This window comes from Streptomyces sp. NPDC004126 (genome assembly GCF_050275515.1).
Classification (GTDB): domain Bacteria; phylum Actinomycetota; class Actinomycetes; order Streptomycetales; family Streptomycetaceae; genus Streptomyces.
In genome coordinates this window covers 51,342-73,699 of record NZ_JBNNPF010000039.1, presented here as the reverse complement: position 1 = coordinate 73,699, position 22,358 = coordinate 51,342, and the positions used below count along the sequence as shown (strand labels likewise).

General features: G+C 71.9%; 27 protein-coding genes. 22 read left to right on the top strand and 5 right to left on the bottom strand.

Features of this window, described 5'->3' with window-relative positions:
* The first annotated feature begins 234 nt into the window (after positions 1 to 234).
* A complete protein-coding gene (locus ACQKM2_RS29900) occupies positions 235 to 642 on the top strand; it encodes a RidA family protein (RefSeq protein WP_427715090.1) in 408 nt (135 codons plus the stop codon).
* A gap of 55 nt (positions 643 to 697) precedes the next feature.
* Here the strand turns inward: ACQKM2_RS29900 and ACQKM2_RS29895 are convergent, their stop codons facing one another.
* Together ACQKM2_RS29895 and ACQKM2_RS29890 are read right to left on the bottom strand one after the other, a co-directional pair.
* A complete protein-coding gene (locus tag ACQKM2_RS29895; protein WP_427715088.1) occupies positions 698 to 2,029 on the bottom strand; it encodes a M14 family zinc carboxypeptidase in 1,332 nt (443 codons plus the stop codon).
* A 137-nt stretch (positions 2,030 to 2,166) separates the two neighbouring features.
* Positions 2,167 to 3,852 (bottom strand): chitinase, encoded by a 1,686-nt coding sequence (locus ACQKM2_RS29890; protein ID WP_427715100.1) that lies wholly within the window; start codon positions 3,850 to 3,852, stop codon positions 2,167 to 2,169.
* Positions 3,853 to 4,231: 379 nt separating this feature from the next.
* On the opposite strand from ACQKM2_RS29890, the gene ACQKM2_RS29885 reads away from it, so the two are divergent.
* The 17 genes from ACQKM2_RS29885 to ACQKM2_RS29805 all read left to right on the top strand — a co-directional run bounded on the left by ACQKM2_RS29885 (position 4,232) and on the right by ACQKM2_RS29805 (position 16,400).
* Entirely contained in the window at positions 4,232 to 5,101 is an 870-nt protein-coding gene (locus ACQKM2_RS29885) for a hypothetical protein (protein ID WP_427715086.1), read from the top strand.
* Positions 5,102 to 5,140: 39 nt separating this feature from the next.
* Positions 5,141 to 5,842, top strand: coding sequence for a Flp pilus assembly protein CpaB (cpaB, locus tag ACQKM2_RS29880; RefSeq protein ID WP_427715084.1), 702 nt, complete (start codon positions 5,141 to 5,143; stop codon positions 5,840 to 5,842).
* 7 nt (positions 5,843 to 5,849) lie between these two features.
* Positions 5,850 to 7,121 (top strand): AAA family ATPase, encoded by a 1,272-nt coding sequence (locus ACQKM2_RS29875; protein WP_427715082.1) that lies wholly within the window; start codon positions 5,850 to 5,852, stop codon positions 7,119 to 7,121.
* A 3-nt stretch (positions 7,122 to 7,124) separates the two neighbouring features.
* A complete protein-coding gene (locus ACQKM2_RS29870) occupies positions 7,125 to 7,490 on the top strand; it encodes a TadE/TadG family type IV pilus assembly protein (RefSeq protein ID WP_427715081.1) in 366 nt (121 codons plus the stop codon).
* A 2-nt stretch (positions 7,491 to 7,492) separates the two neighbouring features.
* Entirely contained in the window at positions 7,493 to 7,861 is a 369-nt protein-coding gene (locus tag ACQKM2_RS29865; RefSeq protein ID WP_427715080.1) for a TadE/TadG family type IV pilus assembly protein, read from the top strand.
* Between the two features lie 2 nt (positions 7,862 to 7,863).
* On the top strand, positions 7,864 to 9,210 hold the full coding sequence (locus tag ACQKM2_RS29860; protein ID WP_427715078.1) for a CpaF family protein: 1,347 nt from the start codon (positions 7,864 to 7,866) through the stop codon (positions 9,208 to 9,210).
* Positions 9,207 to 10,145, top strand: a complete 939-nt coding sequence (locus ACQKM2_RS29855) for a type II secretion system F family protein (protein WP_427715077.1) — start codon at positions 9,207 to 9,209, stop codon at positions 10,143 to 10,145. The genes ACQKM2_RS29860 and ACQKM2_RS29855 overlap by 4 nt, the downstream gene beginning before the upstream one ends.
* A gap of 16 nt (positions 10,146 to 10,161) precedes the next feature.
* Positions 10,162 to 11,064, top strand: a complete 903-nt coding sequence (locus tag ACQKM2_RS29850; RefSeq protein ID WP_427715076.1) for a DUF5936 domain-containing protein — start codon at positions 10,162 to 10,164, stop codon at positions 11,062 to 11,064.
* Between the two features lie 3 nt (positions 11,065 to 11,067).
* The gene (locus ACQKM2_RS29845) at positions 11,068 to 12,159 is read left to right on the top strand and encodes a sensor histidine kinase (protein ID WP_427715075.1); all 1,092 of its coding nucleotides are present in this window, start codon (positions 11,068 to 11,070) and stop codon (positions 12,157 to 12,159) included.
* Complete coding sequence (locus ACQKM2_RS29840; protein ID WP_427715073.1) at positions 12,156 to 12,842, top strand: response regulator; 687 nt, start codon at positions 12,156 to 12,158, stop codon at positions 12,840 to 12,842. Before ACQKM2_RS29845 ends, ACQKM2_RS29840 begins: the two co-directional genes overlap by 4 nt.
* Before the next feature lie 110 nt (positions 12,843 to 12,952).
* Positions 12,953 to 13,153, top strand: coding sequence for a hypothetical protein (locus tag ACQKM2_RS29835; RefSeq protein WP_427715072.1), 201 nt, complete (start codon positions 12,953 to 12,955; stop codon positions 13,151 to 13,153).
* Positions 13,150 to 13,803, top strand: a complete 654-nt coding sequence (locus tag ACQKM2_RS29830) for a pilus assembly protein TadG-related protein (RefSeq protein WP_427715070.1) — start codon at positions 13,150 to 13,152, stop codon at positions 13,801 to 13,803. Before ACQKM2_RS29835 ends, ACQKM2_RS29830 begins: the two co-directional genes overlap by 4 nt.
* Positions 13,804 to 13,832: 29 nt before the next feature.
* Positions 13,833 to 14,420 (top strand): hypothetical protein, encoded by a 588-nt coding sequence (locus tag ACQKM2_RS29825; RefSeq protein ID WP_427715068.1) that lies wholly within the window; start codon positions 13,833 to 13,835, stop codon positions 14,418 to 14,420.
* Between the two features lie 4 nt (positions 14,421 to 14,424).
* Positions 14,425 to 15,063, top strand: coding sequence for an OmpA family protein (locus ACQKM2_RS29820; RefSeq protein ID WP_427715066.1), 639 nt, complete (start codon positions 14,425 to 14,427; stop codon positions 15,061 to 15,063).
* Between the two features lie 84 nt (positions 15,064 to 15,147).
* Complete coding sequence (locus tag ACQKM2_RS29815; RefSeq protein WP_427715064.1) at positions 15,148 to 15,534, top strand: response regulator transcription factor; 387 nt, start codon at positions 15,148 to 15,150, stop codon at positions 15,532 to 15,534.
* Between the two features lie 105 nt (positions 15,535 to 15,639).
* Positions 15,640 to 16,098, top strand: coding sequence for a hypothetical protein (locus ACQKM2_RS29810; RefSeq protein ID WP_427715063.1), 459 nt, complete (start codon positions 15,640 to 15,642; stop codon positions 16,096 to 16,098).
* The gene (locus ACQKM2_RS29805) at positions 16,095 to 16,400 is read left to right on the top strand and encodes a hypothetical protein (protein ID WP_427715062.1); all 306 of its coding nucleotides are present in this window, start codon (positions 16,095 to 16,097) and stop codon (positions 16,398 to 16,400) included. Before ACQKM2_RS29810 ends, ACQKM2_RS29805 begins: the two co-directional genes overlap by 4 nt.
* A 16-nt stretch (positions 16,401 to 16,416) precedes the next feature.
* On the opposite strand, the gene ACQKM2_RS29800 is transcribed toward ACQKM2_RS29805, so the two are convergent.
* Entirely contained in the window at positions 16,417 to 17,112 is a 696-nt protein-coding gene (locus tag ACQKM2_RS29800) for a LuxR C-terminal-related transcriptional regulator (RefSeq protein WP_427715061.1), read from the bottom strand.
* 186 nt (positions 17,113 to 17,298) lie between these two features.
* On the opposite strand from ACQKM2_RS29800, the gene ACQKM2_RS29795 reads away from it, so the two are divergent.
* The 3 genes from ACQKM2_RS29795 to ACQKM2_RS29785 all read left to right on the top strand — a co-directional run bounded on the left by ACQKM2_RS29795 (position 17,299) and on the right by ACQKM2_RS29785 (position 20,482).
* The gene (locus ACQKM2_RS29795; protein ID WP_427715059.1) at positions 17,299 to 18,270 is read left to right on the top strand and encodes an alpha/beta hydrolase; all 972 of its coding nucleotides are present in this window, start codon (positions 17,299 to 17,301) and stop codon (positions 18,268 to 18,270) included.
* Positions 18,271 to 18,280: 10 nt separating this feature from the next.
* Positions 18,281 to 18,982, top strand: a complete 702-nt coding sequence (locus ACQKM2_RS29790; protein ID WP_427715057.1) for a helix-turn-helix transcriptional regulator — start codon at positions 18,281 to 18,283, stop codon at positions 18,980 to 18,982.
* 1,059 nt (positions 18,983 to 20,041) lie between these two features.
* Entirely contained in the window at positions 20,042 to 20,482 is a 441-nt protein-coding gene (locus ACQKM2_RS29785) for a hypothetical protein (RefSeq protein WP_427715056.1), read from the top strand.
* Between the two features lie 45 nt (positions 20,483 to 20,527).
* On the opposite strand, the gene ACQKM2_RS29780 is transcribed toward ACQKM2_RS29785, so the two are convergent.
* Together ACQKM2_RS29780 and ACQKM2_RS29775 are read right to left on the bottom strand one after the other, a co-directional pair.
* Positions 20,528 to 20,725, bottom strand: coding sequence for a hypothetical protein (locus tag ACQKM2_RS29780; protein WP_360451420.1), 198 nt, complete (start codon positions 20,723 to 20,725; stop codon positions 20,528 to 20,530).
* A gap of 9 nt (positions 20,726 to 20,734) precedes the next feature.
* The gene (locus ACQKM2_RS29775; protein WP_360451417.1) at positions 20,735 to 21,586 is read right to left on the bottom strand and encodes a helix-turn-helix domain-containing protein; all 852 of its coding nucleotides are present in this window, start codon (positions 21,584 to 21,586) and stop codon (positions 20,735 to 20,737) included.
* A 247-nt stretch (positions 21,587 to 21,833) separates the two neighbouring features.
* Between ACQKM2_RS29775 and ACQKM2_RS29770 the strand changes: the two genes are divergently transcribed.
* Positions 21,834 to 22,316, top strand: coding sequence for an ATP-binding protein (locus ACQKM2_RS29770; RefSeq protein WP_427715055.1), 483 nt, complete (start codon positions 21,834 to 21,836; stop codon positions 22,314 to 22,316).
* The last annotated feature ends 42 nt before the right edge of the window (positions 22,317 to 22,358 follow it).

Below are 22,358 nucleotides of genomic sequence, written 5' to 3'. Positions count from 1 at the left end.
GCCCGCGCGGCGTTTGAGCGCACCGGGCGCGGAGCGTCCGGTATCGGGGTCAGGGGCGGAGCCCCTGGGAACGGTGGAAGGGCGGGTAGGGGACCTCGCCCCGCGCAGCGGGAGCCCGGACGGTAGTCCGTCCTCGCGAACCGGTTGAGGGGGCGTCACGCGGGGGCCGCCCCGCTGACACCATCAGCGGGGGGAAACAACCCCCGTACCGATACGAACGCAGAGGACCCCTCCGTGAGCGAGAAGACCGCCGTCACCCCCGAGTCCCACCCCGCCCCGCCCGCGAAGTTCTCGCACGGCGTCCGCAAGGGCAACATCCTCCAGGTCGCCGGCCAGGTCGGCTACCTGCCGCACGTCGAGGGGCAGCCGCCCACCACCGCCGGGCCGGCGCTGCGCGAGCAGACCCTCCAGACGCTGGAGAACGTCCGCTCCGTGCTGGAGGCCGGCGACGCGTCCTGGGACGACGTGGTGATGATCCGCGTCTACCTGACCGACACCGGCCACTTCGCCGAGATGAACGAGATCTACAACGCCTACTTCGACGAGCAGGGCGTGAAGGTCCCCGCCGCCCGCACCACGGTGTACGTGGGCCTGCCCGCCGGGCTGCTGATCGAGATCGACGCCCTCGCCGTGCTCGGCTGAGCCCACGGCGGAGGGGCGCCCCCCTGGCGGTGGGGCGCCCCGGATCAGCCGCGCGCTACGCGCAGTACTGGGCTTCCTTGCCGATCGAGCGGTACATGCAGTCCGCGTTCTCCAGCAGCTGGAGCACCGCTTCCTTGTTGCGCGCGGTCTCGCGGTCGATGACCTCGTCGGGCGGGTAGAAGCCGCCGCCGCCGTTCGACGGGTACATCTCGAAGGTGTAGGCGAAGATCTTCTGGTTGCCCCACAGCCAGTCGTCGATCGTGCCGTCGGTGATGTACAGGTCGCTCGACTGTTCGGGCGTGTAGCCGTTGCTGGCGGCCATGCTGGTGCCGATCTTCTTGTACACGGCGAGGTCGTCGGCCGTCAGGCCCGGCGCGGTGTCGTTGTAGGTGTAGCCGAACGGCCACAGCACCAGTTCGCTGTAGGTGTGGAAGTCGATGGCGGCGGTGATCTGCTGCTTGCCGCCGACCACGCGGGTGCGGACGAAGTCGGAGACGGCCTTCACCTCGGGCGCGGAGGCCGCGGCCGGCCCGCGGTAGGTCTCGGAGCTCTTGCTGCTGCTGGAGCCGCCGCAGCAGCCCCACTTGTAGTCCCAGTTGCGGTTCTCGTCGGTGCCGACGTAAGAGGAGCCGCTGTTGGGCTGGCGGTTCTTGCGCCAGGAGCGGTAGGAGCCGGTGGCGATGTCGTACTCGCCGCCGTCCGGGTTGAGGTCCGGGATGATCCAGATCTCGCGCTGGTTGATCATGTTCGTGATCCGGCTCTCGGTGCCGTACTTGGAGCCGAACTCCTTGAGCAGGTACAGGGCCATTTCCACGGTGAGGTGCTCACGGGCGTGCTGGTGGGCCGTGAAGAGCACCTCGGGTTCGGCCTCGTCCGTGCCGACGTTGTCGCTGATCTTGATGGCGATGAGGTCGCGGCCCTCGTGCGACTTCCCGATGACCTGCTTGCTCATGATCCCGGGGTACTGGGCGATGCGCTGGTCGATCTCGGCCTTGGCCTCGGCGTAGTTGTGGTACCTGGAGTCCGCCGAGGGGAAGTCCATCGGGGTCGCCGCGACCCCGCGCTCGCCGCGGTCCGGCGGGCCGGGCAGCGGGGTCAGCGTGTACCCGAGCGCGCGCAGGCTGCGGGCCTGCATGGGGTCGGCGCTGACCACGACCGAGCGGGCGTCCACCTCGTCGATCGAGGCCCCGGTGCGCAGCAGGGCCGTGCGTTCGGCGGCCGTGGAGGGGCCCTGGATCTCGTACTGGGCGATGGCCTCGTCCTGGGTCGCCGTGGACGGGGTGGGCGGCGGGGCTGCCGTCGCGCTCATGCCGTAGGCGGGTGCGCCGAGCGCGAGCGCCAGCAGGGCCGCCGTGACGGCGGCCCTCCGGCGGGTGTGGAGCCGCATGCGTTCTCCTGGGTGGGAGTGTGGGGGTAGCCGTGCGGACGCGCACAGCGTGCTCTTGTGGCATGTCCCGGTCAAGAGCCCCGGGGGTATCCGGCTGGCTCACCGGACCGAATCAGCCACCCCCACACCTCTACCGCCTACGGCAGCCCGTGGACCTTGGGACCCACCGCGTTGGACCAGGTGCTACCCGCCTTGGCGTCCCAGTTGGTCGACCAGGTCATCGCCCCGCGCAGCGAGGGGTAGGTCTTCGACGGCTTGAAGGACCCGCAGTTCGTGCCCCTGGCCAGGCAGTCCAGGGCGTTGTTCACGATGGTCGGGGAGACGTAGCCGCTGCCCGCGCCGCTCGGCGAGGCGGGGACGCCGATGCCCACCTGCGAGGGGTCGAGGCCGCCCTCCAGCTGGATGCAGGCGAGCGCCGTCAGGAAGTCCACCGAGCCCTGGGAGTAGACCTTGCCGTCGCAGCCGTTCATCGCGCCGCTGTTGTAGTACTGCATGTTCACGACCGTCAGGATGTCCTTCACGGCCAGCGCGGTCTTGAAGTAGCCGCCCTGCGTGGACTGCATGTCGATGGTCTGCGGGGCCATGGTCAGGACCAGGGAGGGGCCCGCCTTCGCCGACAGGGCGCGCAGCGCCTGCGTCATGTAGGTCGGGTTGAGGCCGTTCTCCAGGTCGATGTCGATCCCGCTGAAGCCGTACTCCTGCATCAGCGCCCAGGCGGAGTTGGCCAGATTCGTCGCGGAGGCGGAGTCGTTGACCGAGATCGTGCCCTTCTCGCCGCCGATGGAGAGGATGACCGACTTGCCGGCCGCCTTCTTCGCGGCGACGTCGGCCTTGAACTGCGCCGTGGTGTAGCCGCCGAGCCCGGCCGAGTCGAGGTTGAAGGCGATGGCGCCGGGCGTGGTCGTGGCGTCGGCGAACGAGACCGCGATGATGTCGTACTGCGCGGAGACGTCGGAGAGCTTCTGGACGGTCGCGCCGTTGTTGAAGTTCTGCCAGTAGCCGGTCAGTGCGTGCTTGGGGACCGACGGGTTCGGGTTCGGGCCGCCGCCCCCGGTGGTGGTGCCGGTGACCGGCGCCGACTTCGGTCCTTCGCCGGCCGCGTTGTACGCGCTCACCTGGAAGGAGTACGAGGTGCTCGGCGCGAGTCCGGTGACCGGCGCGGAGGTGTTCGCGACCGTCTGGACGCGCACGCCGTCCTGGTAGACGTAATAGCCGCCCGCCCCGCTGACCGCGTTCCACGAAAGGGTGAGCCCGTTCTGGCTCTGGCCGGAAACGGCGGCCCCGGCGGGCGCGCCCGGCAGGCCCGGGCCCGGGTCGGTGGGGCCGCCGCCGTCCGGGCCGAAGACGCTGAACTCGTCGACGGTGTAGGCCGGCTGGCCGTACCAGCCGTGGGTGTACACGGTGACCTGGGTGGTGTTCGGGCCGGTGGTGAAGGTGGTCGACAGCTTCTGCCAGCCGCCGCCCGAGCCCGGGGTCCAGGTGGAGACGTCCTGGGTGCCGGTGCCGGTGGCGCCCAGGTAGACGTACGAGCCCTGCACCTGGGCGCTGAGCGTGTACGTGGAATTCGGCTTGACCGTGACGGTCTGGCCGCAGCGGGCGTTGTCCGAGCCCGCCGGGGTGGCCTTCAGGGCGCCCGCCCCGGCGTAGACGGGCGAGGAGACGGAAGCGCCGCTTTCGTTCGAGCAGGACCAGTTGGCGAGCCCCGACTCGAAGCCGCCGTTGCGGACGACGTTGACGTCGGCGGCCTGGGCGGGGCCCGCCGCGAGGGCGGTGAGGCCGCCGGCGGCGAGGGTGGCGGCGAGTGGCAGGGCGAGGGAGCGTATGCGGTTCACGTGGGCTCCGTGGGGGGAGGAAGGGGAGAAGCGGAAGGGGGAGCTGTGAGGGGGAGTGGGGGTCCCCGGGACCGAAAGCCGGCGCCAGCCAAGTTGGTCCAGACCAATCCCCGTGTCAAGAGTGTTTGCAATGTGGCTTGAAATGGACCCGGTCCCGATCCTTGTTGTCCGGGTTTCCCGCCTCCTGTGACATGTGCTTCCGGCACAGGAATCTTCAAGCCCCTGCCCCGTCAGGGGCGTCGCGGATATGGTGCACGGGCAAGGGGGAAGGGCGCCGATCGTTTGCGGTCGCGCAGCATGCGCGCGTGCGGAAGTCCGGCCGTCGGCCGGGCGAACGGACGCCGCGCGGAGGGTGAACGGGGGGATTCGCGTGCCGACCGCCATCGCTGTCACCAGTGCCGATCTGGTGCTGCCGGCCCCCGACCGGCACACCCCCGGCGCCGCCGTGCTGCACCCGCCCGCCGAAGCCGGGCTGGAGGCCTCGCTCGCCGCGACCACCGCCCTGCTGGAGCGGCACGGCCACCTCGTGGCCGTCGTACCGTCCTGGCTGCCCCCGGCCACCGCACACCGCCTGCGCACCGTGCGGGCCATCCTGGAGACCGACCGGATCGCGCTCGTCGACACCGATCTCCCGCCGCTGGGCACCGCCGTGCTGGTGCGTCAGCTGCGACAGCTCACCGTCTGCGACTTCAGCCCCGGCGTGATCGCCTCCGCCGCCCGGCTGCTGTCCCACTACGTCTACGCGGGCGCCCTGCTGGGCTCCGTCGCCAAGCTCGACCGGATCCCGGTCGGCCTCAAGGCGCACGCCCGCTCCTGGTCGCCCAGCGCCCAGTTCGCCGTACTCGCCCACCCGTCGCCGCACCTGGCCCGGCTCGGCCCCGCCGCCACCGGGGTGATCCCGCCCGGCCCCGCCTTCGCCACCCACCTCACCTTCGCGCGCGGCCAGCTGTCCTCCGACTGGGTGGCGGCCGAACTGGCCCCCGCCTGGCAGGTGCAGGGCGTCATGGAGAACCCGCTGCCCGCCGACTCCGCCCGCTGGTGGGCCACCCCCAAGGTCGTCGAGTTCGCCGCCGCCATCCCCGACGTCTCCGTGCTCCACCAGCTGGTCTCCTCGGTCCGCCGCGAGGAGTGCGGCTGGTGCGGCTTCGAGCTCATCGGCGACCGCTGCGGCTTCTGCGCCGCCCCCCTGGCCGCACCCCCGCCCGAGGTGCCCGCCGCCCGATCGAGAACCGGATCCTGACCGCCCGAACGAACGAAGAACGGCGAGGTAGTACGGCTCATGAACTCACGCCAGCGCCGCGGCGTCATCCTGCTCCTGCTGTCGGTCCTGTGCGCCCTCGCCGCCTTCGCCGGGGTCCTCGTCGTCATCGGCGACGTCAACTCCAAGGTCGGGGCCGAGGTCGTCGCGTACCGGGTCAAGGGCGACATCGCACCGTACAGCCCCCTGACGGCCGGCCAGTTCGAAGAGGTGAAGGTCCCCAAGCGGTGGCTCTCCGACACCGCCGTCGACGACCTCGGCGCGCTCCGCGGCAAGATCGCGCTCACCACCCTGAAGAAGGGCTCCCTGCTCCAGAGCGACATGTTCGTCGACAAGCCGCAGCTCCAGGCCGGTGAGCAGGAGATCGCCATCATGATCGACGCGGCCACCGGCGTGGCCGGCAAGATCACCTCGGGCGCGAAGGTCAACATCATCGCCACCTTCAAGGGCGCCAAGGAGACCGACCCCTCCCGCTCGGTCATCATCGTCGCCAACGCCCGCGTCCTCGGCGTCGGCAAGCTCACCGCCCTCGACAAGGACGGCGACCGCAAGGGCCCCGCCGAGGCGGTCCCGATCACCTTCGCCCTGAACACGAAGGACACCCAGCGCGTCGCCTACGCCGAGTCCTTCGCCGAGCACGTCCGGCTGGCCCTGGTGGCCCCCGGCACCGACTCGGCCCCCAGCACGGCCGACCGCACGTACACCCTCGACGGGGACAAGTGAGGCGCGGATGACCACTCGAATCCTCCCCGCGGCCGGCGACCCGGACGCCGCCCGCTCCATCACGGCCCTGCTCAGCCAGCTCCCCGACGCCGAGCCCGCCCCTCCCGTACCCGACTCCACCTCCCTCCTCGACATGCTCGGCCGGATGGCCGCCGAGTCCGTCGACGAACTCCCCGAGGTCGTCCTCGTCCACGAGCGGATCGGCCCCGTCCCCGCCCTGGAACTCATCCGCGAAGTCGCCCTGCGCTTCCCGGCCGTGGGCGTCGTCCTGCTCTCCTCCGACGCCGGCCCGGGCCTGTTCTCCGCCGCCATGGACTCCGGCGCGCGCGGCCTGATCGCCCTGCCCCTCTCCTACGAGGAGCTGAGCGCCCGCGTCCAGGCCGCCGCCCTGTGGGCCGTGGGCGTACGCCGCCACCTGGGCGGCGGCGCGGAGGTCTTCACCGGCCCGGGCGGCCGGGTCGTCACCGTCACCGGGGCCAAGGGCGGCGTCGGCACCACCTTGACCGCCGTCCAGTTCGCCCTCGCCGCGGCCGCCTCGGGCCGGCGCACGGCCCTGGTCGACCTCGACCTCCAGGCCGGGGACGTCGGCTCCTACCTCGACGTGCAGTTCCGCCGCTCCATCGCCGACCTCGCCGGCATCCAGGACATCTCCCCCCGCGTCCTCCAGGACGCCGTCTACGAGGACCGCACCGGGCTGGCGCTGCTGCTGGCCCCGGCGGAGGGCGAGCGGGGCGAGGAGGTCGACGAACGCGCCGCCCGCCAGGTCATCGGCGCCCTGCGCACCCGCTACGAACTGGTCGTCGTCGACTGCGGCACCCAGGTCACCGGAGCCAACGCCGCCGCCGTGGAACAGGCCGACACGGCCGTACTGGTCACCACCCCCGACGTGGTCTCCGTACGCGCGGCCAAGCGGATGGTCCGGATGTGGGAGCGGCTCCAGGTGCGCAAGGCGGAGGACACCGCGGTGGTCGTCAACCGCTGGAGCAAGCACACCGAGATCCAGCCCTCGCTGATCGAGAAGATCACCAAGACCCGGCCGGTCCGCACCCCGGTCCCCGCCGCCTTCAAGGAACTCCAGGCCGTGGTGGACGCCGGCCGGGTCCAGGACCTCGACAACCGCTCGACGGTGAAGCAGGCCCTGTGGGCGGTGGCGGGCGAGCTGGGCCTCCTCTCGGCCCCGGACAAGCCGTCGGTCCCCGCGCAGCCCGGCAGGGGCTCGGCCCTCGCCGTCCGCCCGCCCGGCCCGGTGGCCCGGCTGCGGCGCGGCCGGGAGGGCTGACGCGTGCGCCGGGGGCGGTACCGGGGCGGGGACCGGGGGCAGGTGGCCCTGGAGTTCGTGGGCATGGTGCCGCTGATCCTGCTGCTCGTCGCGGCGGTGTGGGAGTGCGTGCTGATCGGCTACGCGTTCTCCCTGGCCGGGAACGCGGCCGACGAGGCGGCGCGGGCGGGGGCGGTCAAGGGGGACGCGGAGTGCCGGGCCGCCGCCGTCGAGCACATCGGGGGCGCGTGGGGGCCGGAGGTCGAATGCGGCCGGTCCGGGGACGTCTACCAGGCCCGGGTGAAGCTCGGCATCCCCGTCCTCTTCCCCGGCCTCGACTTCGGCGAGATCGACGGCAAGGGCGGCGCGGCCATGGAGCGGGAGGAGTGAACGTGAGACGACGACGCGACATCCGCTCCGACCGGGGGCAGGTCGCCCTGGAGTACATCGGCTTCGTGCCGATCCTGCTGTTCGTCGCGCTGTGCGGGATCCAGCTGGGCTGGATCGCGTACGTCCACGAACAGGCCGACACCGCCGCCCGTACGGCGGCCCGTGTGGAGGCCCGCAAGGGCTCCGGCGGCGCGGCCGCCGGTCAGGCGGCCGTCCGGGGCGGCCTCACGGCAGACGTGGCCATCAGCAAGAGCGCCGACGCCGTCACCGCCACCGTGACCATCCCCATCAACTCGATCGTGCCCGGCCTGTCCGTCGACCCGGCCAGGGCAACTGCAGTCATGCCCAACGACGACCCGAAGGGACCGTGACCATGAGCCTGCGTTCCCGGGTCAACACCCCCGACGACCGGCACAGCCCCCGCGAGGACGGCCGGCTCGTCTCCTCCTACCGCGCCAAGCTGCTGGAGGAGATCGACCTCGCCGAGATGTCCGCGCTCGCGCCCGCCGAGCGCCGGGCCCGCCTGGAGCGCGTGCTCGGGCACATCATCAGCCGCGAGGGCCCCGTCCTCTCCACCGCCGAGCGCGCCCAGCTGATCCGCCGCGTCGTCGACGAGGCGCTCGGCCTCGGCGTGCTCGAACCGCTCCTCGAAGACGCCTCCATCTCCGAGATCATGGTCAACGGCCCCGACCAGATCTTCGTGGAGCGCTCCGGTCGCGTCGAGCAGCTCCCCATTCGCTTCGCCTCGCACGAGCAGCTGATGCAGACCATCGAGCGCATCGTCTCCACCGTCAACCGGCGAGTGGACGAGGCCAATCCGATGGTCGACGCGCGCCTGCCCAGCGGCGAGCGCGTCAACGTCATCATCCCGCCGCTCTCCCTCACCGGCGCGACCCTCACCATCCGCCGCTTCCCGCGCGCCTTCACCCTGCACGAGATGATCGCCCTCGGTTCCCTCGACGAGCAGATGCTGCTCCTGCTCTCCGGGCTGGTCCAGGCGAAGATGAACCTGATCGTCTCCGGCGCCACCGGCACCGGCAAGACCACCCTCCTCAACGCCCTCTCCGGACTGATCCCCGAGGGCGAGCGCGTCATCACCATCGAGGACTCCGCCGAGCTCCAGCTCCAGCAGGCGCACGTCATCCGCCTCGAATCCCGGCCCGCGAACGTGGAGGGCAAGGGCCAGATCACCATCCGCGACCTCGTACGCAACTCCCTGCGCATGCGCCCCGACCGCATCATCGTCGGCGAGGTCCGCGGCGGCGAGACCCTCGACATGCTCCAGGCGATGTCCACCGGCCACGACGGCTCCCTCGCCACCGTCCACGCCAACAGCTCGCAGGACGCCCTGATGCGCCTCCAGACCCTCGCCTCCATGTCGGAGGTCGAGATCCCCTTCGAGGCGCTCCAGGACCAGATCAACAGCGCCGTCAACGTCATCGTCCAGCTCACCCGGTTCGGCGACGGCTCGCGCCGCATCACGGAGATCTCCATCCTCGACTCCCACGGCCGCGAGCCGTTCCGGATCACCACCGTGTGCCGCTTCATCGCCCAGCCCATGGGCGCCGACGGGCGCGTCCACGGCTACTTCGCCTACGCCCCGCTGCCCCGCCGGATCGCGGAACGCCTCTACATGAGCAACCAGCCCATCCCCCAGGCCTTCGGGGTCGCCCCGCCGGAGGACTACCTCGACCCGCTGACCTCCCGGACCGTGCTGTGACCAACCTCGTCCTCCTCACCCTCGGCGCCACGCTGCTGGCGGGCCTGTTCGTGTCCCTCGGCGTGCACGCGTACTCGGCCGGGCTCGCCCAGCGCGCCACCCTCATCGACCGGCTCTCCGCCGAGGGCGCCCCCGAGCCCGTCGGCCGCAGGCGCCGCTTCCAGGGCCTCGACCGGCGCCTGCGCAGGACGCAGCTGGGCCGGCGCATCGAACTGAAGCTGGCGACCACCGGCCTGGACCTCACCCCGGGCGAGTTCTTCGCGTACATGCTGATGGCGGTGGCGGGCGTATGGCTGATCTCGTCCTCCCTCCTCGCGCCCTTCTTCGGCCCGGTGGCGGGCCTGATCGGGCTGTGGGCCGCCAACGCCTTCCTCAACTGGCAGCGGGCCCGGCGCACCGAGCGGTTCATCAACCAGCTGCCCGAGCTGGCCCGCATCCTCGCCAACGCCACCCAGGCCGGGCTCGCCCTGCGCACGGCCATCGGGATCGCGGCCGAGGAGCTGGAGGCCCCGGCCGGGGAGGAGCTGTCCCGGGTGGCGGACCGGCTCGCGGTCGGCCACTCCATCGAGGAGGCGCTCGGGGAGATCGTCGAGCGGCTCCCGTCCCGCGAGCTGGTCGTCCTCGTCTCCACCCTCGTCCTGTCGGCACGGGCGGGCGGCGCCATCGTCGGCAGCCTGCGGAACCTGACGGTGACCCTGGAGCAGCGCAAGGAGACGCGCAGGGAGATCCGTACGCAGCTCTCGCAGGTCACCGTGACCGCGTACCTCGTCCCGGCGATCGGCCTCGGGTCCCTCCTCCTCGTCGACGTGATGATGCCGGGCGCGCTGGACCGGATGACCGGCGCCTGGATCGGGCAGACGGCGGTGCTGATAGCGCTCGGCCTCTTCACCCTCGGGTTCGTCCTCATCCGCCGCCTGTCGAAGATCGACGTGTGAGGGGCCGTCCGCCGCGATGAACACCTACCTCCCCTTCCTCCTGGCCCTGGTCGCCGCCCTGTCCGTCTTCGGGATCCTCCACGGCGTCCGGCTCTACCGCGCCGACGTCAAACTCCCCACCGACCTCGCCCTCGCCCTGGAGGTCGGCGCCACCCGCACGACCGCCGTCGGCTCGGTCGTCGACCGCCTCGGCATCCGCTGGGCGCCGCTGGTGCTGCGGCTGATGGGGCCCAAGCAGGTGGCCCGCAAGCGCCGCCAGATCGACATGGCGGGCAACCCGGCCGGCCTCACCATCGACCGCTACGCCGCCCGGCGCGCCGTGTACGGCTTCCTGGGCGGGCTCGGCGCCCTCGCGATGCTGATGAACGGCAAGCTGGTACCCGCCCTCCTGATGGTGGCCTTCGGCCTGTTCTGGATCGAGGCGGGGCTGTGGTCGGCGATCCGGATCCGCCGGGACAACATCGAGCGGACCCTGCCGGACTTCCTGGACGTCCTCGCCGTCGTCGTCAGCGCCGGGCTGGGCTTCCGGCAGGCCCTCGAACGCGTCGCGGGCAAGTACGAGGGGCCGTGGGCCGACGAGGTCCGCATCACGCTCCAGCAGATGGACATGGGCGTCAGCCGCCGCCAGGCCTTCGACGAACTGCGCCGCCGCAACGACTCCGAGCAGGTCGCCCAGTTCGTCACCGCCCTCCAGCAGGGCGAGGAGCTGGGCTCCCCGATCGTGGAGACCCTGATCGCGATCGCCGAGGACATGCGGCGCACGGACGCCCAGAACGCCCGCCGGCGCGCCGCCCGGGCCGTCCCGAAGGCCACCTTCGCGGTGACCATGTTCATGCTGCCCGGCACGCTCATCCTCCTCGTCTGCGGCTTCGTCTACGGCGCGAACGTCGACTTCGGCGCGCTGCTGGGAGGCGGCTGAGCCATGCGCCTGGAAGCCAACGCCCTCCAGGCCCTGTGCAGGCAGGTCTTCGCGGTCCGGCTGGTGATGATCCCCCTCGGCGCCCCCCTCGCCCTGGGCCGGACGGCGCCGGGCGTCCCCACGTACCTGGTGGCGGGCGCGGTGGTGGGGACCTTCACCCTCTCCTACGCCCTCTTCCGCGACTGGGAGCGCTTCGGGCCGCTGCTGCTGCGCCACCGCTGGCTGCTGGCGGCGGACATGGCGGTGGGCGCGCTGCTCCTGGTCACCGCCACCCCCTCGTCCCCGCTGGGCCTGGTGGCCCTGGGCACCCCGCTCCTCTCCGGCCTCGTCTACGGCTGGCGCGGCTCCGCCGTCTTCGCGGCGGCCCAGACGGTGCTGGTGGCCGCCCTGGGCGGCGGCCTGGCCCTCTCCTTCCTCTGCGTCCTGTCGGGAGCGGCGGGCTCCTCGGTCCGCGACTTCCTCTTCCGCCTCTCGGAGACCCGGGCGCGGCTCGCGGCGGCCGAGGCGGTCCGGGAGGAGCGGGAACGGCTGGCGCGGGAGATGCACGACTCGGTGTCGAAGACCCTGCACGGCCTGGCCCTGGCCGCGGACGCCCTGTCCCGCACCTCCGACCCGGCGCTCATCCGCGCCCAGGCCGAGCTGGTGGCCACGGCGGCCCGCCGCGCGGCCACGGAATCCCGCACCTTGCTGACGGACCTGCGCGCCGATCCCGATCCCGATCCCGTTCTCCTCCTGCCGGCACTGCACGCCCTGGACGCGCAGGTCAGCGTCTCGGGCCCGATCCCGGCCCTCCCTCCGTCCGTGGCCCGGCAGGTGGTCGCCGTGGCCGCGGAGGCCGTGGAGAACGTACGCCGCCACGCGGGCGCGTCCGAGACCCTGCTCACCGTCGCGGTGACCGGCACGCACCTCACCGTCTCGGTGGAGGACGACGGCCGCGGCCTGCCGGAGTGGCTCCCGTCCGCCGGGCACTTCGGCGTACGCGGCATGCGGGAACGCGCGGCGGCGATCGGAGCCGCCCTGTCCCTCGGCCCCCGCCCGTCCGGGCGCCCGGGCACCCGTGTCCGTCTCTCGCTCCCGCTGGAGGGGATCCGATGACCCCGATCGACGTCCTGATCGCCGACGACAACCCGGTCGTACGGGCCGGCCTGAGCGCGCTGCTGGCCACCGCGGGGGACCTCCGGGTGGTGGCCCAGGCCCGCGACGGCCGCGAGGCCCTGCACCTGACCCGGACCCACGCCCCGGACGTGATCCTGCTGGACGTCCGGATGCCGGGCGTGGACGGCATCTCGGCGCTGCCGCACCTGGTCCGCCTGGCCCCGGTCCTGATGCTCACGTACAGCCAGGAGGCCGACCAGGTCCGGGAAGCCCTCCTCCTGGGCGCGGGCGGCTACCTGATCCACGGCGAGTTCACCGCCGACGAGCTGGTCCGCGCGGTCCGGGACGTCCGCGAAGGCCGCGCGCACTTCACCCCGACGGCCGCCACCGCCGTCCTCGCGGAACTCCGGTCCTCTTCGCAAACGCAACCTTCTGTGGCACAGTCGACGGAGCGCGCGCACAACTCCGTTGTCTTCGGGCTGAGTTCGCGGGAGGTGGAGATCATGGACCTGATCGCGTCCGGCATGAACAACCAGCAGATCGCCGGTGCGTGCTTCATCAGCGAGAAGACGGTCAAGAACCACATCAACCGCATCTTCGCGAAGCTCCAGAGCACGAGCCGCAGCGAGGCGATAGCCCGCTGGCTGGGAACCGCCCGTCCGGGGGTGACCGGTCATGGGTAGACGCCGTGCGCAATGGGACCGTATTTGGGCCCCGGGACCCTTGGTTATCTCTCGTCACTCCCCGTACCGTCCGCAGATCGACAGCGGAACCGGACCGGGAGGGACCCCCTATGTCGAACAACACGCTGGCCAGGTTGCGGAAGCAGTACGCGGGCAAGGGCGCGAAGGATCGCGGGCAGACGGCGTTCGAGTACCTGGGGATCATCCTGGTGGTCGTAGTGATCATCGGGGCGATCGTGGGCACGGGTATCGGGCAGGCGATCACGACCAAGATCACGGGAGCGGTCGCGAGCATCACTGCGGGGAAGTGAGGCAGCAGGGGCTCCGGGACGAGCGGGGGCAGGCGTTCCCCGTCTACATCATCGTGGTGGTGGGCCTGCTCTTCGCCGCCCTGGCCTTCTTCGTCGTGGGGCAGGCGGGGGTCACCCGCAGCAATGCGCAAGGTGCTGCCGACGCGGCTGCCCTCGCCGCGGCCGGGGAGGCCAGGGACAACACCTTCTCGGGGCTCGACCTGCTCAGCCTGACACCTGCGGACTGGTCGAAGCTCGTGCACGGTGACCTGCTCACCGGGCGAGGTGCGTGTGCCAAGGCGGCCGAGTTCGCGGCCTTGAACGATGCCGTCGCCGAATGCGAAGCAGCCGTCCCGGAAGTCAGTGTCACCGTGACCACGAACGGGACCGTCGGGGAGTCGGTGGTGCCGGGCACCGAGGGTGTTCACGGCAAGGCCACGGCCAAGGCCCGCATCAAGCCCCGCTGTTCCCTGGCTTCGGCGCCGGCCCCTCCGTCGCCCACACCGACCCCGGACCCTACGTCCAGCCCGAGTCCGAGCCCGAGCTCCACACCAGGACCGGGAAGCGTCAAGTTCGTTTGCGACGGGGAGCTGCTCACTTTGGATCTGGCGCATCCGGGCTCACTGGGCAAGCTGGCGAAGGCGCTGTTCACGGTCCGGCTGATCGATTGACACGTACACGAGATAAGGAAGCTGCATAGATGAGCACTCGGCGCTCGGCGAAGATCCGTGGCGGAGCGGCTGCCGTAACCGCGGCCGTGCTGGCGCTCACGGTGGCGGGCTGCGGTGGGGGAGGAGATGACAAGCCCAAGGCCGCTCAGGACCCGTCAGCAGCACCCCAGGGGGACGCGCCGAAGTCGCAGGCGCCGACTGGCGGTTCCAAGCCCACGCCGACGGTGGTGCTTGCCACTGCCAACGGTGAAGCCGGCATGACGTTGACGATCAACAAGGCGGCTCGTGACGCCGGTGGATTCCTGACGGTGGAGGGCCAGCTGAAGAACACGGGCACAGCTCCCTACGTCAACACAGCACCATGGCGCGGAAACGAACTCAACTCCAGCGGGGTTTCGGTTGCCGGCGTGACCTTGGTCGACAAAGCCGGGAAGAAGCGCTATTACGTGCTCCGGGACACCGATGGGAGGTGCCTGTGCACGACGGGGCTGGCCATCATCGAGCCAGGCCAGTCGGTTCCGTTCTTCGCCCAGTTCCCGGCGCCACCTGCCGCCACCATGGAGGTGGAGATGAGCCTGCCCACCTTCGCCACGGCCACCGTCAAACTCTCCGGGTGACCCCATGACACAACGCCACCGCGTAGCCGCAGCCACAGCCGTCGCCGGGCTCGTCATCGCCGGCACCCACCTCATCGGCGCGACGAGCGCCCACGCCGACGACCCCAAGCCCTCCGTACCCCCCGGCACAGAGCCATCGGCAGCCGCACCGGTCCAGATCGACCCCAACGCCCCCGGCCTCAAGATCCCCCAGGGCGGCACCCTCGCACCCATCAAGGTGCTCGACATCGCCGAGGTCGTCGAAGACCTCGGCGGGGAGCAGCGCCGCCAGGAGACCAACCAGAACGTCATGATGGCCCTGCAGTCCGAGGTCCTCTTCCCGGAGAACAGCGCCGTCTTCAACGCCCAGGCCGCATCCCGCATCCAGGCCATCGCCCAGGAGATCAACACTCAAAAAGCAACCCGCATCCGCGTCTTCGGCTTCACCGACGACCAGGGCAGCTACGAACACGGCAAGGAACTCTCCAAGCAGCGCGCCGACGCCGTCCAGGCCGAGCTGGCCAAGACCGTCACCAACCCCGGCGTCACCTACGACGTCCGCGGCTACAGCGAGGACTACCCGATCGCCGACAACGGCACCGAGGAAGGCCGCAAGAAGAACCGCCGCGTCGAGATCACCTTCCCGCGCGGCGCGGCCGGCTAGCCCCGACCCCCGCTGGTCGGCGGGTGGACGTCGGTGCCGATCGGCGGATGTGCGGGGCGGCGCCGTTGCCCGAACCTGTCGGTCATGCACAGATCAGAGAACGGGCGCCCCTGGCCGCGCTGCGGCTGCGGCACGATCATCGACCCCGCCGAGGCGGCACCGGCCGTGACGGGACTGACGCCCCGGGAGCGCCAGGTCCTGCTGCTGCTCGGCGGAGCCATGGCCAACAGGCTCATCGCCCGCCACCTGGACGTCACCGAGCGCACCGTCAAGAAGCACGTCTCGGCCCTGACGGAGAAGCTCGGTCTCGCCTCCCGCGTAGAGGCGGCCCTGGTCGCGATCGCCCGCCACGGAGACCTGTGCGCCGGTGCGGCCGCGGCCGCACCGGCACAGGCACCGTCACCGGCACCCGGCCCCTCCGTACACCGGCTCCAAGGTCCACTTACCGACTGCGCGCACTCCCCGTCATGATCCTTCCTGTCCGGCCGGGCACTTGGTGGGCGCGAGCACAGGAGACAGGCAGAGCCCTGTTCCGCCGCTCGCCTCCGAACGTATCGAGGACGACGGAAGAGAAACATGCACAAGAAGATCCAGGCGACCGCTGTCGGTGTGATCGCGGCGATCGCCGTCGCAGCGGCCACCCCGCTGGCCTCGGCCGCGCAGGCACCGGTGCCGACCCCGGCCGTGTCGGCCCCGACGGTGACCGTGAACACGAGCGCCGATCCCGAGACCGTCGAGCTCACCGATGCCGAACTGCGCGACATGGAGCGCCTGTCCCAGGAGCTCCAGGGCCGGGCGGACCCGGAGCGGCCGGTCATGCTGTCCGGCAAGAGCGAAGCGGCGAAGAAGTTCATCGCGCTCCTGAAGAAGTCGCCCAAGCTGTTCAAGTCGGCCATCGGCAAGGCGAAGGCCGGTCAGGCGGCCTTCAACGAATGGATGGGCAAGCAGAACGTCGTGGTCCGCGCGGCCTGGTGGGCGCTGGGCGGCTACGTCCAGAACGAGGTCTGGGAGTACCTGTTCAACCTCGTCGCGTGAACGACGTGAACGACGTGAACGACGTGCCTGACGCGTCGGACCGACGCGGGTCGATGGACGTCGTCGCCCACCTGGCCGTCCCCGTTCTGCTGATCGGCTTCGTGCTGCGCAGGGTCGGCGCGAGGCAGGACGCGGTGGCCCTCGTCGACGCCGGGACGGTGGCACAGTTCGCCGCGGTCCTCCCCATCGCCGCGGGCTTCCTGCTGGGGGCGGTCCGGGGGGTCCGCCCCTCGCCGGGCGCCTGGGCCCTGCTGGCCGTCTGGGCGGTCACGACGGTGTTCGTCTGGGGCAGCGGCCGCTGAGGTCCGGCCCCGCCGTTCACCCGGCGGGGCCGGGACCCGGACGGTACGGCACGGCCGGCCGGGCCACCTGCGGCGGGGGGCGCAGGCCGGCCCGGTCGGCCAGGACGGCCGCCCGGACCCGGTTCGCGGTGCCGAGCTTGCCGAGGATCGCGCTGACGTGGTCCTTGACCGTCGCCGGGCTGAGTCCGAGGTGTGCTCCCACCTCCGCGTTGGACCGCCCCGTCGCGAGCAGGGCCGCCACATCGCGTTCCCGCGCCGTGAGCGCCCCGATCTCCGCCGCGGCCGCGGCCCGCCGGGCCTCCTCCGCCAGGAAGGCCGTGCGCGACCGCCCCCACCCGTCCGGGCCGTACGCCCGTACTCCCGCCGCCAGCATCCGGACCAGCGGTACGACCGCCTCCAGGGCCACCTGCTTGGGTACGAAGCCGCCGGCGCCCGCCTCCAGCGCCGCGGCCAGGTGCTCCGGGGCCGTGGAACGGGACAGGACGCAGACCACCGGTGGGGAGGGAACGGACCCGAAGCCCGCGGCGAGCGCGTTCGCGTCGAGGGTGCACGCGTCCAGGAGCACCACCTCGGGGGTTTCGCGCCGTACCGCCGCCACGGCGCCGGCGACCGGGACCGCCGACGTCAGGGTGATGTCCGGCGCACCGGAAAGGGCGAACCGGAGCCCCTCCCGGATCAGCGCCTCGTCGTCGACCACCAGTACCCGGACCATGCCCATCCACTCCTGTCCGTATCACCCCTATTCTCCCTAAATGGAATGTGGGGTGCACCTTAAGGAGCCCTTTCCGCTCCGCGCACCCCGCCGACCGGCGGTGCGGCGAGCCGCAGAAGAGGGGTGATCCGAGTCACCGGGAAAGGGTGACAGGGGGTTGTCGCGAGCGGTCGTAACCCTCAGTGCATGCCGATGACGACGACGATGACGACGATGACGGTCACCGATGAGGACTGCCTCGCCGAGACCCTCGCCTTCAACGAGCGGTTCGCGGCCGCCGCCGCGAGCCGCCCCACCCGGGGCCGGGCTCCGGACCCGGCCCTGCTGGCGCACCTGCGGCGCAACCGGCTCGCCGGTGACGCGCCGCCCGTGCGACTGCCCCAGGGCCGGGACCGGTCCCTCGCGGGCGGGGTCAGGGTGCGGACGTTCCTGCCGCCATCGGGGCGGGCGGAGGGCGTGTACCTGCACGTCCACGGCGGCGGCTGGTCGTTCGGCTCCGCCGACGGGCAGGACGAGCGGCTGTACCGGATCGCCGAGGAGGCGCGCCTGGCGGTCGTGAGCGTGGACTACCGCCTCGCGCCCGAGCACCCCTTCCCCGCCGGGCCCGACGACTGTGAGGCCGCGGCGCGGTGGCTCGTCGAACACGCCGCCGCCGAGTTCGGCACCGACCGGCTGCTGATCGGCGGCGAGTCCGCCGGCGCCCACCTGAGCGTCCTGACCCTGCTGCGCCTGCGGGACCGCCACGGCATCCACGGGGCCTTCCGGGCCGCCCATCTCCTCTTCGGCCCGTACGACCTGTCCATGACCCCGAGCCAGCGCTCGTTCGGCGCCCGGCCCCTGCTGAGCAACACCGAGTCCATGAAGGGCGTTTACGAGCTCTTCACGCCCGGAGCGGGTCCGGAGGAGCGCCGCGCCCCTGAGCTCTCGCCGCTGTACGCGGACCTGGCCGGCATGCCCCCCGCGCGGATGGTCGTCGGCACGGAGGACCCGCTGTTGGACGACTCCCTCTTCATGGCCCAGCGCTGGAGGGCGGCGGGTGCGCCCGTACACCTCGGGATCGTCGCCGGCGCGATGCACGGGTTCACCCTCTTCCCCCTGACCGTCACCGAACGCGAGCACGCGCGCGAGCGGGAGTTCCTGGCCTCGGCGGGCCGGTAGCGTCGGCCCCATGGACCGCACGACTCGGCTCTACGCCCTGGTGGAGGAGCTGCGCGCATCGGCGCCGCGGCCCCGCACGGTCGCGGCGCTGGCCGCGCGGTTCGAGGTCAGTACCCGGACGGTGCAGCGCGACCTCCAGGCGCTGATGGACTCCGGCGTCCCCGTACGTGCCACCCCCGGGCGGGGCGGGGGCTGGACGGTCGACCCGGCGATGACCCTGCCCCCGGTCCGCTTCACCACCGCGGAGGCCGCGGCCCTGGCCGCCGCCCTCGCCGCCACCGAAACGCCCTACTCCGGTGCGGCCCGTACGGCGTACCAGAAGCTCATGGCGTCGATGACCGGTCCTGCCATGGAGGCGGCCCAGGAGCTGGCGGCACGGATCGTCGCACTGCCGCCCCGGACGGAGCCGGCCGTCCGTGACGCGGTGGAACGGGCCCTCACCGACAGCGCGGTGCTGCGGCTGACGTACGTCGATGCGGCCGGGCGCGAGAGCGACCGCGTCGTGGAACCGGCGGGACTGCTCACCGCCGGGGGCCGCTGGTACCTCATCGCGTGGTGCCGCACCCGGCGGGCCGGCCGCGGATTCCGCCTGGACCGCATCGCCGCGGCGGCCCCCACCGGTGAGCCGGCCGGATTCCACGACCTGGCCGCGCTGCTGCGCGGCTCGGTGGCCGCCGACGCCGTCCGGCCGGCCGCGCTGTCACGTGGCTGACGTCGGTGCGTCCGATCGTGGGGGTCGAGTAGGCCAATGGGCTGACGTCGGTTCCTCGGGGCTCAAGACGCCGGGGTTGTAGTCCGTTTATCCGAAGGACGTTCATATCCCTGGTCGGGTGGGGATCCGTTCCCGCCCCGGCCCGGCTTTTGGTTCCGGAGGAGCGCTTCGATGAGTTGTGAGCACAGGGCCACGTCCCTCCTGGGCCCGGTCGCCCGCAGTCGGGCCTGGACTGCGGGGGGCGCGCTGGCCTCCCTCTCGCTCGTGCTCGTGGGCCTGACGGGCCCGGCCGCCGCGGCGGGGACGCCGGCGGTACCGGCCGTTGCCGGTGCGAGCAACCCGTGCGGCTCGCACGACCACCCTGACGGCCGCCCGTCGCAGGGCGACGGCTCCGAGGACGACGATTACGGCACCTGGCGCCAGGACATGTGCCCCCCGGAAGGCGTCCCCGGCCCACAGGGACCTGCGGGCCCCCAGGGTCCGGCCGGCGCCCAGGGTCCCGCCGGCGCCCAGGGTCCCGCCGGTCCCAAGGGTGAGACCGGGTCACAGGGCCCGGCGGGTGCGCAGGGCGAGACGGGCGCCACCGGAGCGCAGGGCCCGAAGGGCGAGACCGGGTCACAAGGCCCGGCCGGTGCGCAGGGCCCGAAGGGCGAGACGGGTGCGACCGGGGCTCAGGGCCCTCAGGGTGAGACGGGTGCGCAGGGCCCGCAAGGCGAGACGGGTGCGACCGGGGCTCAGGGCCCGAAGGGCGAGACCGGCGCGACCGGGGCCCAGGGCCCTCAGGGCGAGACGGGTGCGCAGGGCCCGAAGGGTGAGACCGGTGAGACGGGTGCGCAGGGCCCGCAAGGCGAGACGGGTGCGACCGGGGCCCAGGGCCCTCAGGGCGAGACGGGTGCGCAGGGCCCGAAGGGTGAGACAGGTGCGACCGGGGGTCAGGGCCCGCAAGGCGAGACAGGTGCGACCGGGGCTCAGGGCCCTCAGGGCGAGACGGGTGCGACCGGGGCTCAGGGCCCGCAGGGTGTGCAGGGCCCGGTCGGTCCCACCGGGCCGTGCGTAGATGTGTCGACCTCGTGGGACGAGGAGGAGGTCAAGTACAAGGCCGTACTGCTGCCCAACGGCACCGCTCTGGCAGGCGTGTACGACTTCAACGCGGGAAACCCCATGACCCCCGCCTACACCTGGTACAACCTCTCCGCCAACTCCACGGGCTACCCGCGCAACCCCTGCGGCATCACGATCGCGGAGACCGCCAACAGGGTCATCCTCGAAGTGGTCACCACGACCGGGCAGATCTTCGAGACCAGCTGCGATGTGGACCGTGGCGAGCCGGAGAAGCTCGAATGCCCCGCCATCCAGCCGTGGACCCCGGCCGTTCCGCAGCCGCCGGGATCGACCCCGCCGCCTCCCCTCGCCAAGCGGGTCCCAGGCACCGTCGCATCCGCTGACAAGGGCAACGGCAACGGCAAGGGCCTCGCGAAGAGCGGCCCGCGACGCCGCTGACCCCGCCAGGGGGAGCCTTCAGATGGGATTCGGGGGGACCATCAGTCAGCCGTCCAGCAGGTGGTCCGCCTTGCCGGCCTTGATGTCCCGGATCAGGGCGGTGAGCGCGGCGCGGCTGTCCGTGAGGGGGTGGTCCTCCTGTCCCGCGACGGCGATGTAGCTGTTGCCGTTCGCGTCCACGCCTATGCGGTAGCAGCTCGCGCCTTCGCCACAGAAGGCGTCTTCCCAATCGATGTCGGCCATCGGATCCTCTCAGAGCTGGCGGGCCAGGGTCTGGATGAAGTCCCCTGAATCGGCGGGGGACAGACTGAGCCGCTCCATCCAGTCCAGTTGGCCCCGGTACTTGGACAGTTGTGCCTCGGTGTGCAGGAAGTCGGGGCCGTGTGTGCTGTCGACCTGTGCGGTGTCGAGCTGGGGTACTGGCCCCTCCAGGTAGTTGACCGTCTGGCCCGCGCCGGGGAACCCTCCTGCTTCGAAAGGTAGTACGCGCAGGACGATGTTGTCCCGCTCGGACATGTATGTCAGGTATTCGAGTTGAGCGCGTGCCACCTTGGGGCCGCCGAACTGCATGCGCAGTGCGGCTTCATGCACGATCGCGACGTACTCGGGTGCCGATGCGCCCTCCAGCACCTGCTGCCGCTCCAGCCTGTGCGCCAGCCGCAGAGCGACCTGCTGTTCCGGCAGCCTTGGCACGACGAACCGGAAGAGTGCGAGGGCGTGTTCGCTGGTCTGCAACAGGCCCGGGATGTGTACCGAGTGTGCGCACCGCATGCGCGTCGCGTGGGCCTCCAGTTCGGCGATGTCGAGCACCGCCGATGACAGTGAGCCCCGGTAGCGTTCCCACCAACCGCGCTTCCGGGTCTGCGCCATTGCGACGAGCGCGTGGATGTATTCCTCGTCCGCGCAGTCGTAGTGGCAGGCCAGAGCACGGAGGCGTTCCTCGCTTATGGCCCGGACCCCCTGCTCGATGGCAGAGACCTTGGTCCGGTCGACACCGAGTAGGCCGGCGGCGGATTCGGCCGATACGCCAGCGGCCAGTCTCATCCTGCGCAGCTCGGTGCCCAGTCGCTTCTGACGTTCGGTCGGTGAGGTGCGCGGCGGCATGGGGGCAGTCTGCCGTGTCGCGCCCCGGCGGATCCACCCGTGGCCCAGCTTCACGGATCAGGTGGTGAATACCCCACCATTCGCGCTACTTTAAGTGGCGCACCGCTCACTCAGGGGAGTCGAAGTGCATCGCCGCAGCATGCCTCGGCCTCGGCGACGAGCCACCTCCCCGCCCGCGTGAGCCAGCCGTGCGCGTCGAGCTTCCGATGCCGATCCGCCGTCACATCAGACGACTTGGGAGCCGAAGATGCTTCACCCCTTCACCGCCGCGGACTTGTACGCCGTCCCCGCCTCCTGCCCCATCGCCCCCGACGGCGAGCCCGTCGATCCGCCCGGGCTGTCCTGCAGCGTCACGCTGCCCGCCTCCGCCCGGTCCGCCGGGATCGCCCGGCAGGTCGTGCGGGCCGCGCTGCGGGCGTACGCGCTCGATCCGCTCGAACCCACCGCCGTGCAGGCCGCCTCCGAACTCATGGGCTCCGCCTGGCGGATGGACCCGTACGGCGAGACCTACCTCTCGCTCCGCCAGCGGGACGACGCCCTCCGCCTGATCGTCTACGACGGCCACTCCGCGCACGCCCACCCCCGCCTCGCCGCCCTCTGCGAGGCCCGCCGCCGGGGCACCCTCCGGGTGTTCGCCGCGCTCGTCCGCGATCACGGCGGGGAGTGGGGGGTCGGTCCCTCCCGGGAGCCCGGTGGCGGGACGCGGACCTGGGCCGTGCTGCCGGTGTGAAATCCCGTCGCGGCGCGGGCGGGCCGGAGCCGATACTCCGGG

Bases quoted from the DNA above. Each gene is read 5' to 3' on its own strand.
- ACQKM2_RS29895 (WP_427715088.1), bottom strand. From the start codon at position 2,029: ATGCGGCTCCACACCCGCCGGAGGGCCGCCGTCACGGCGGCCCTGCTG.
- cpaB (WP_427715084.1), top strand. From the start codon at position 5,141: ATGAACTCACGCCAGCGCCGCGGCGTCATCCTGCTCCTGCTGTCGGTC.
- ACQKM2_RS29875 (WP_427715082.1), top strand. From the start codon at position 5,850: ATGACCACTCGAATCCTCCCCGCGGCCGGCGACCCGGACGCCGCCCGC.
- ACQKM2_RS29860 (WP_427715078.1), top strand. From the start codon at position 7,864: ATGAGCCTGCGTTCCCGGGTCAACACCCCCGACGACCGGCACAGCCCC.
- ACQKM2_RS29850 (WP_427715076.1), top strand. From the start codon at position 10,162: ATGAACACCTACCTCCCCTTCCTCCTGGCCCTGGTCGCCGCCCTGTCC.
- ACQKM2_RS29845 (WP_427715075.1), top strand. From the start codon at position 11,068: ATGCGCCTGGAAGCCAACGCCCTCCAGGCCCTGTGCAGGCAGGTCTTC.
- ACQKM2_RS29840 (WP_427715073.1), top strand. From the start codon at position 12,156: ATGACCCCGATCGACGTCCTGATCGCCGACGACAACCCGGTCGTACGG.
- ACQKM2_RS29835 (WP_427715072.1), top strand. From the start codon at position 12,953: ATGTCGAACAACACGCTGGCCAGGTTGCGGAAGCAGTACGCGGGCAAG.
- ACQKM2_RS29825 (WP_427715068.1), top strand. From the start codon at position 13,833: ATGAGCACTCGGCGCTCGGCGAAGATCCGTGGCGGAGCGGCTGCCGTA.
- ACQKM2_RS29820 (WP_427715066.1), top strand. From the start codon at position 14,425: ATGACACAACGCCACCGCGTAGCCGCAGCCACAGCCGTCGCCGGGCTC.
- ACQKM2_RS29815 (WP_427715064.1), top strand. From the start codon at position 15,148: ATGCACAGATCAGAGAACGGGCGCCCCTGGCCGCGCTGCGGCTGCGGC.
- ACQKM2_RS29810 (WP_427715063.1), top strand. From the start codon at position 15,640: ATGCACAAGAAGATCCAGGCGACCGCTGTCGGTGTGATCGCGGCGATC.
- ACQKM2_RS29800 (WP_427715061.1), bottom strand. From the start codon at position 17,112: ATGGTCCGGGTACTGGTGGTCGACGACGAGGCGCTGATCCGGGAGGGG.
- ACQKM2_RS29795 (WP_427715059.1), top strand. From the start codon at position 17,299: ATGCCGATGACGACGACGATGACGACGATGACGGTCACCGATGAGGAC.
- ACQKM2_RS29790 (WP_427715057.1), top strand. From the start codon at position 18,281: ATGGACCGCACGACTCGGCTCTACGCCCTGGTGGAGGAGCTGCGCGCA.
- ACQKM2_RS29780 (WP_360451420.1), bottom strand. From the start codon at position 20,725: ATGGCCGACATCGATTGGGAAGACGCCTTCTGTGGCGAAGGCGCGAGC.
- ACQKM2_RS29775 (WP_360451417.1), bottom strand. From the start codon at position 21,586: ATGCCGCCGCGCACCTCACCGACCGAACGTCAGAAGCGACTGGGCACC.
- ACQKM2_RS29770 (WP_427715055.1), top strand. From the start codon at position 21,834: ATGCTTCACCCCTTCACCGCCGCGGACTTGTACGCCGTCCCCGCCTCC.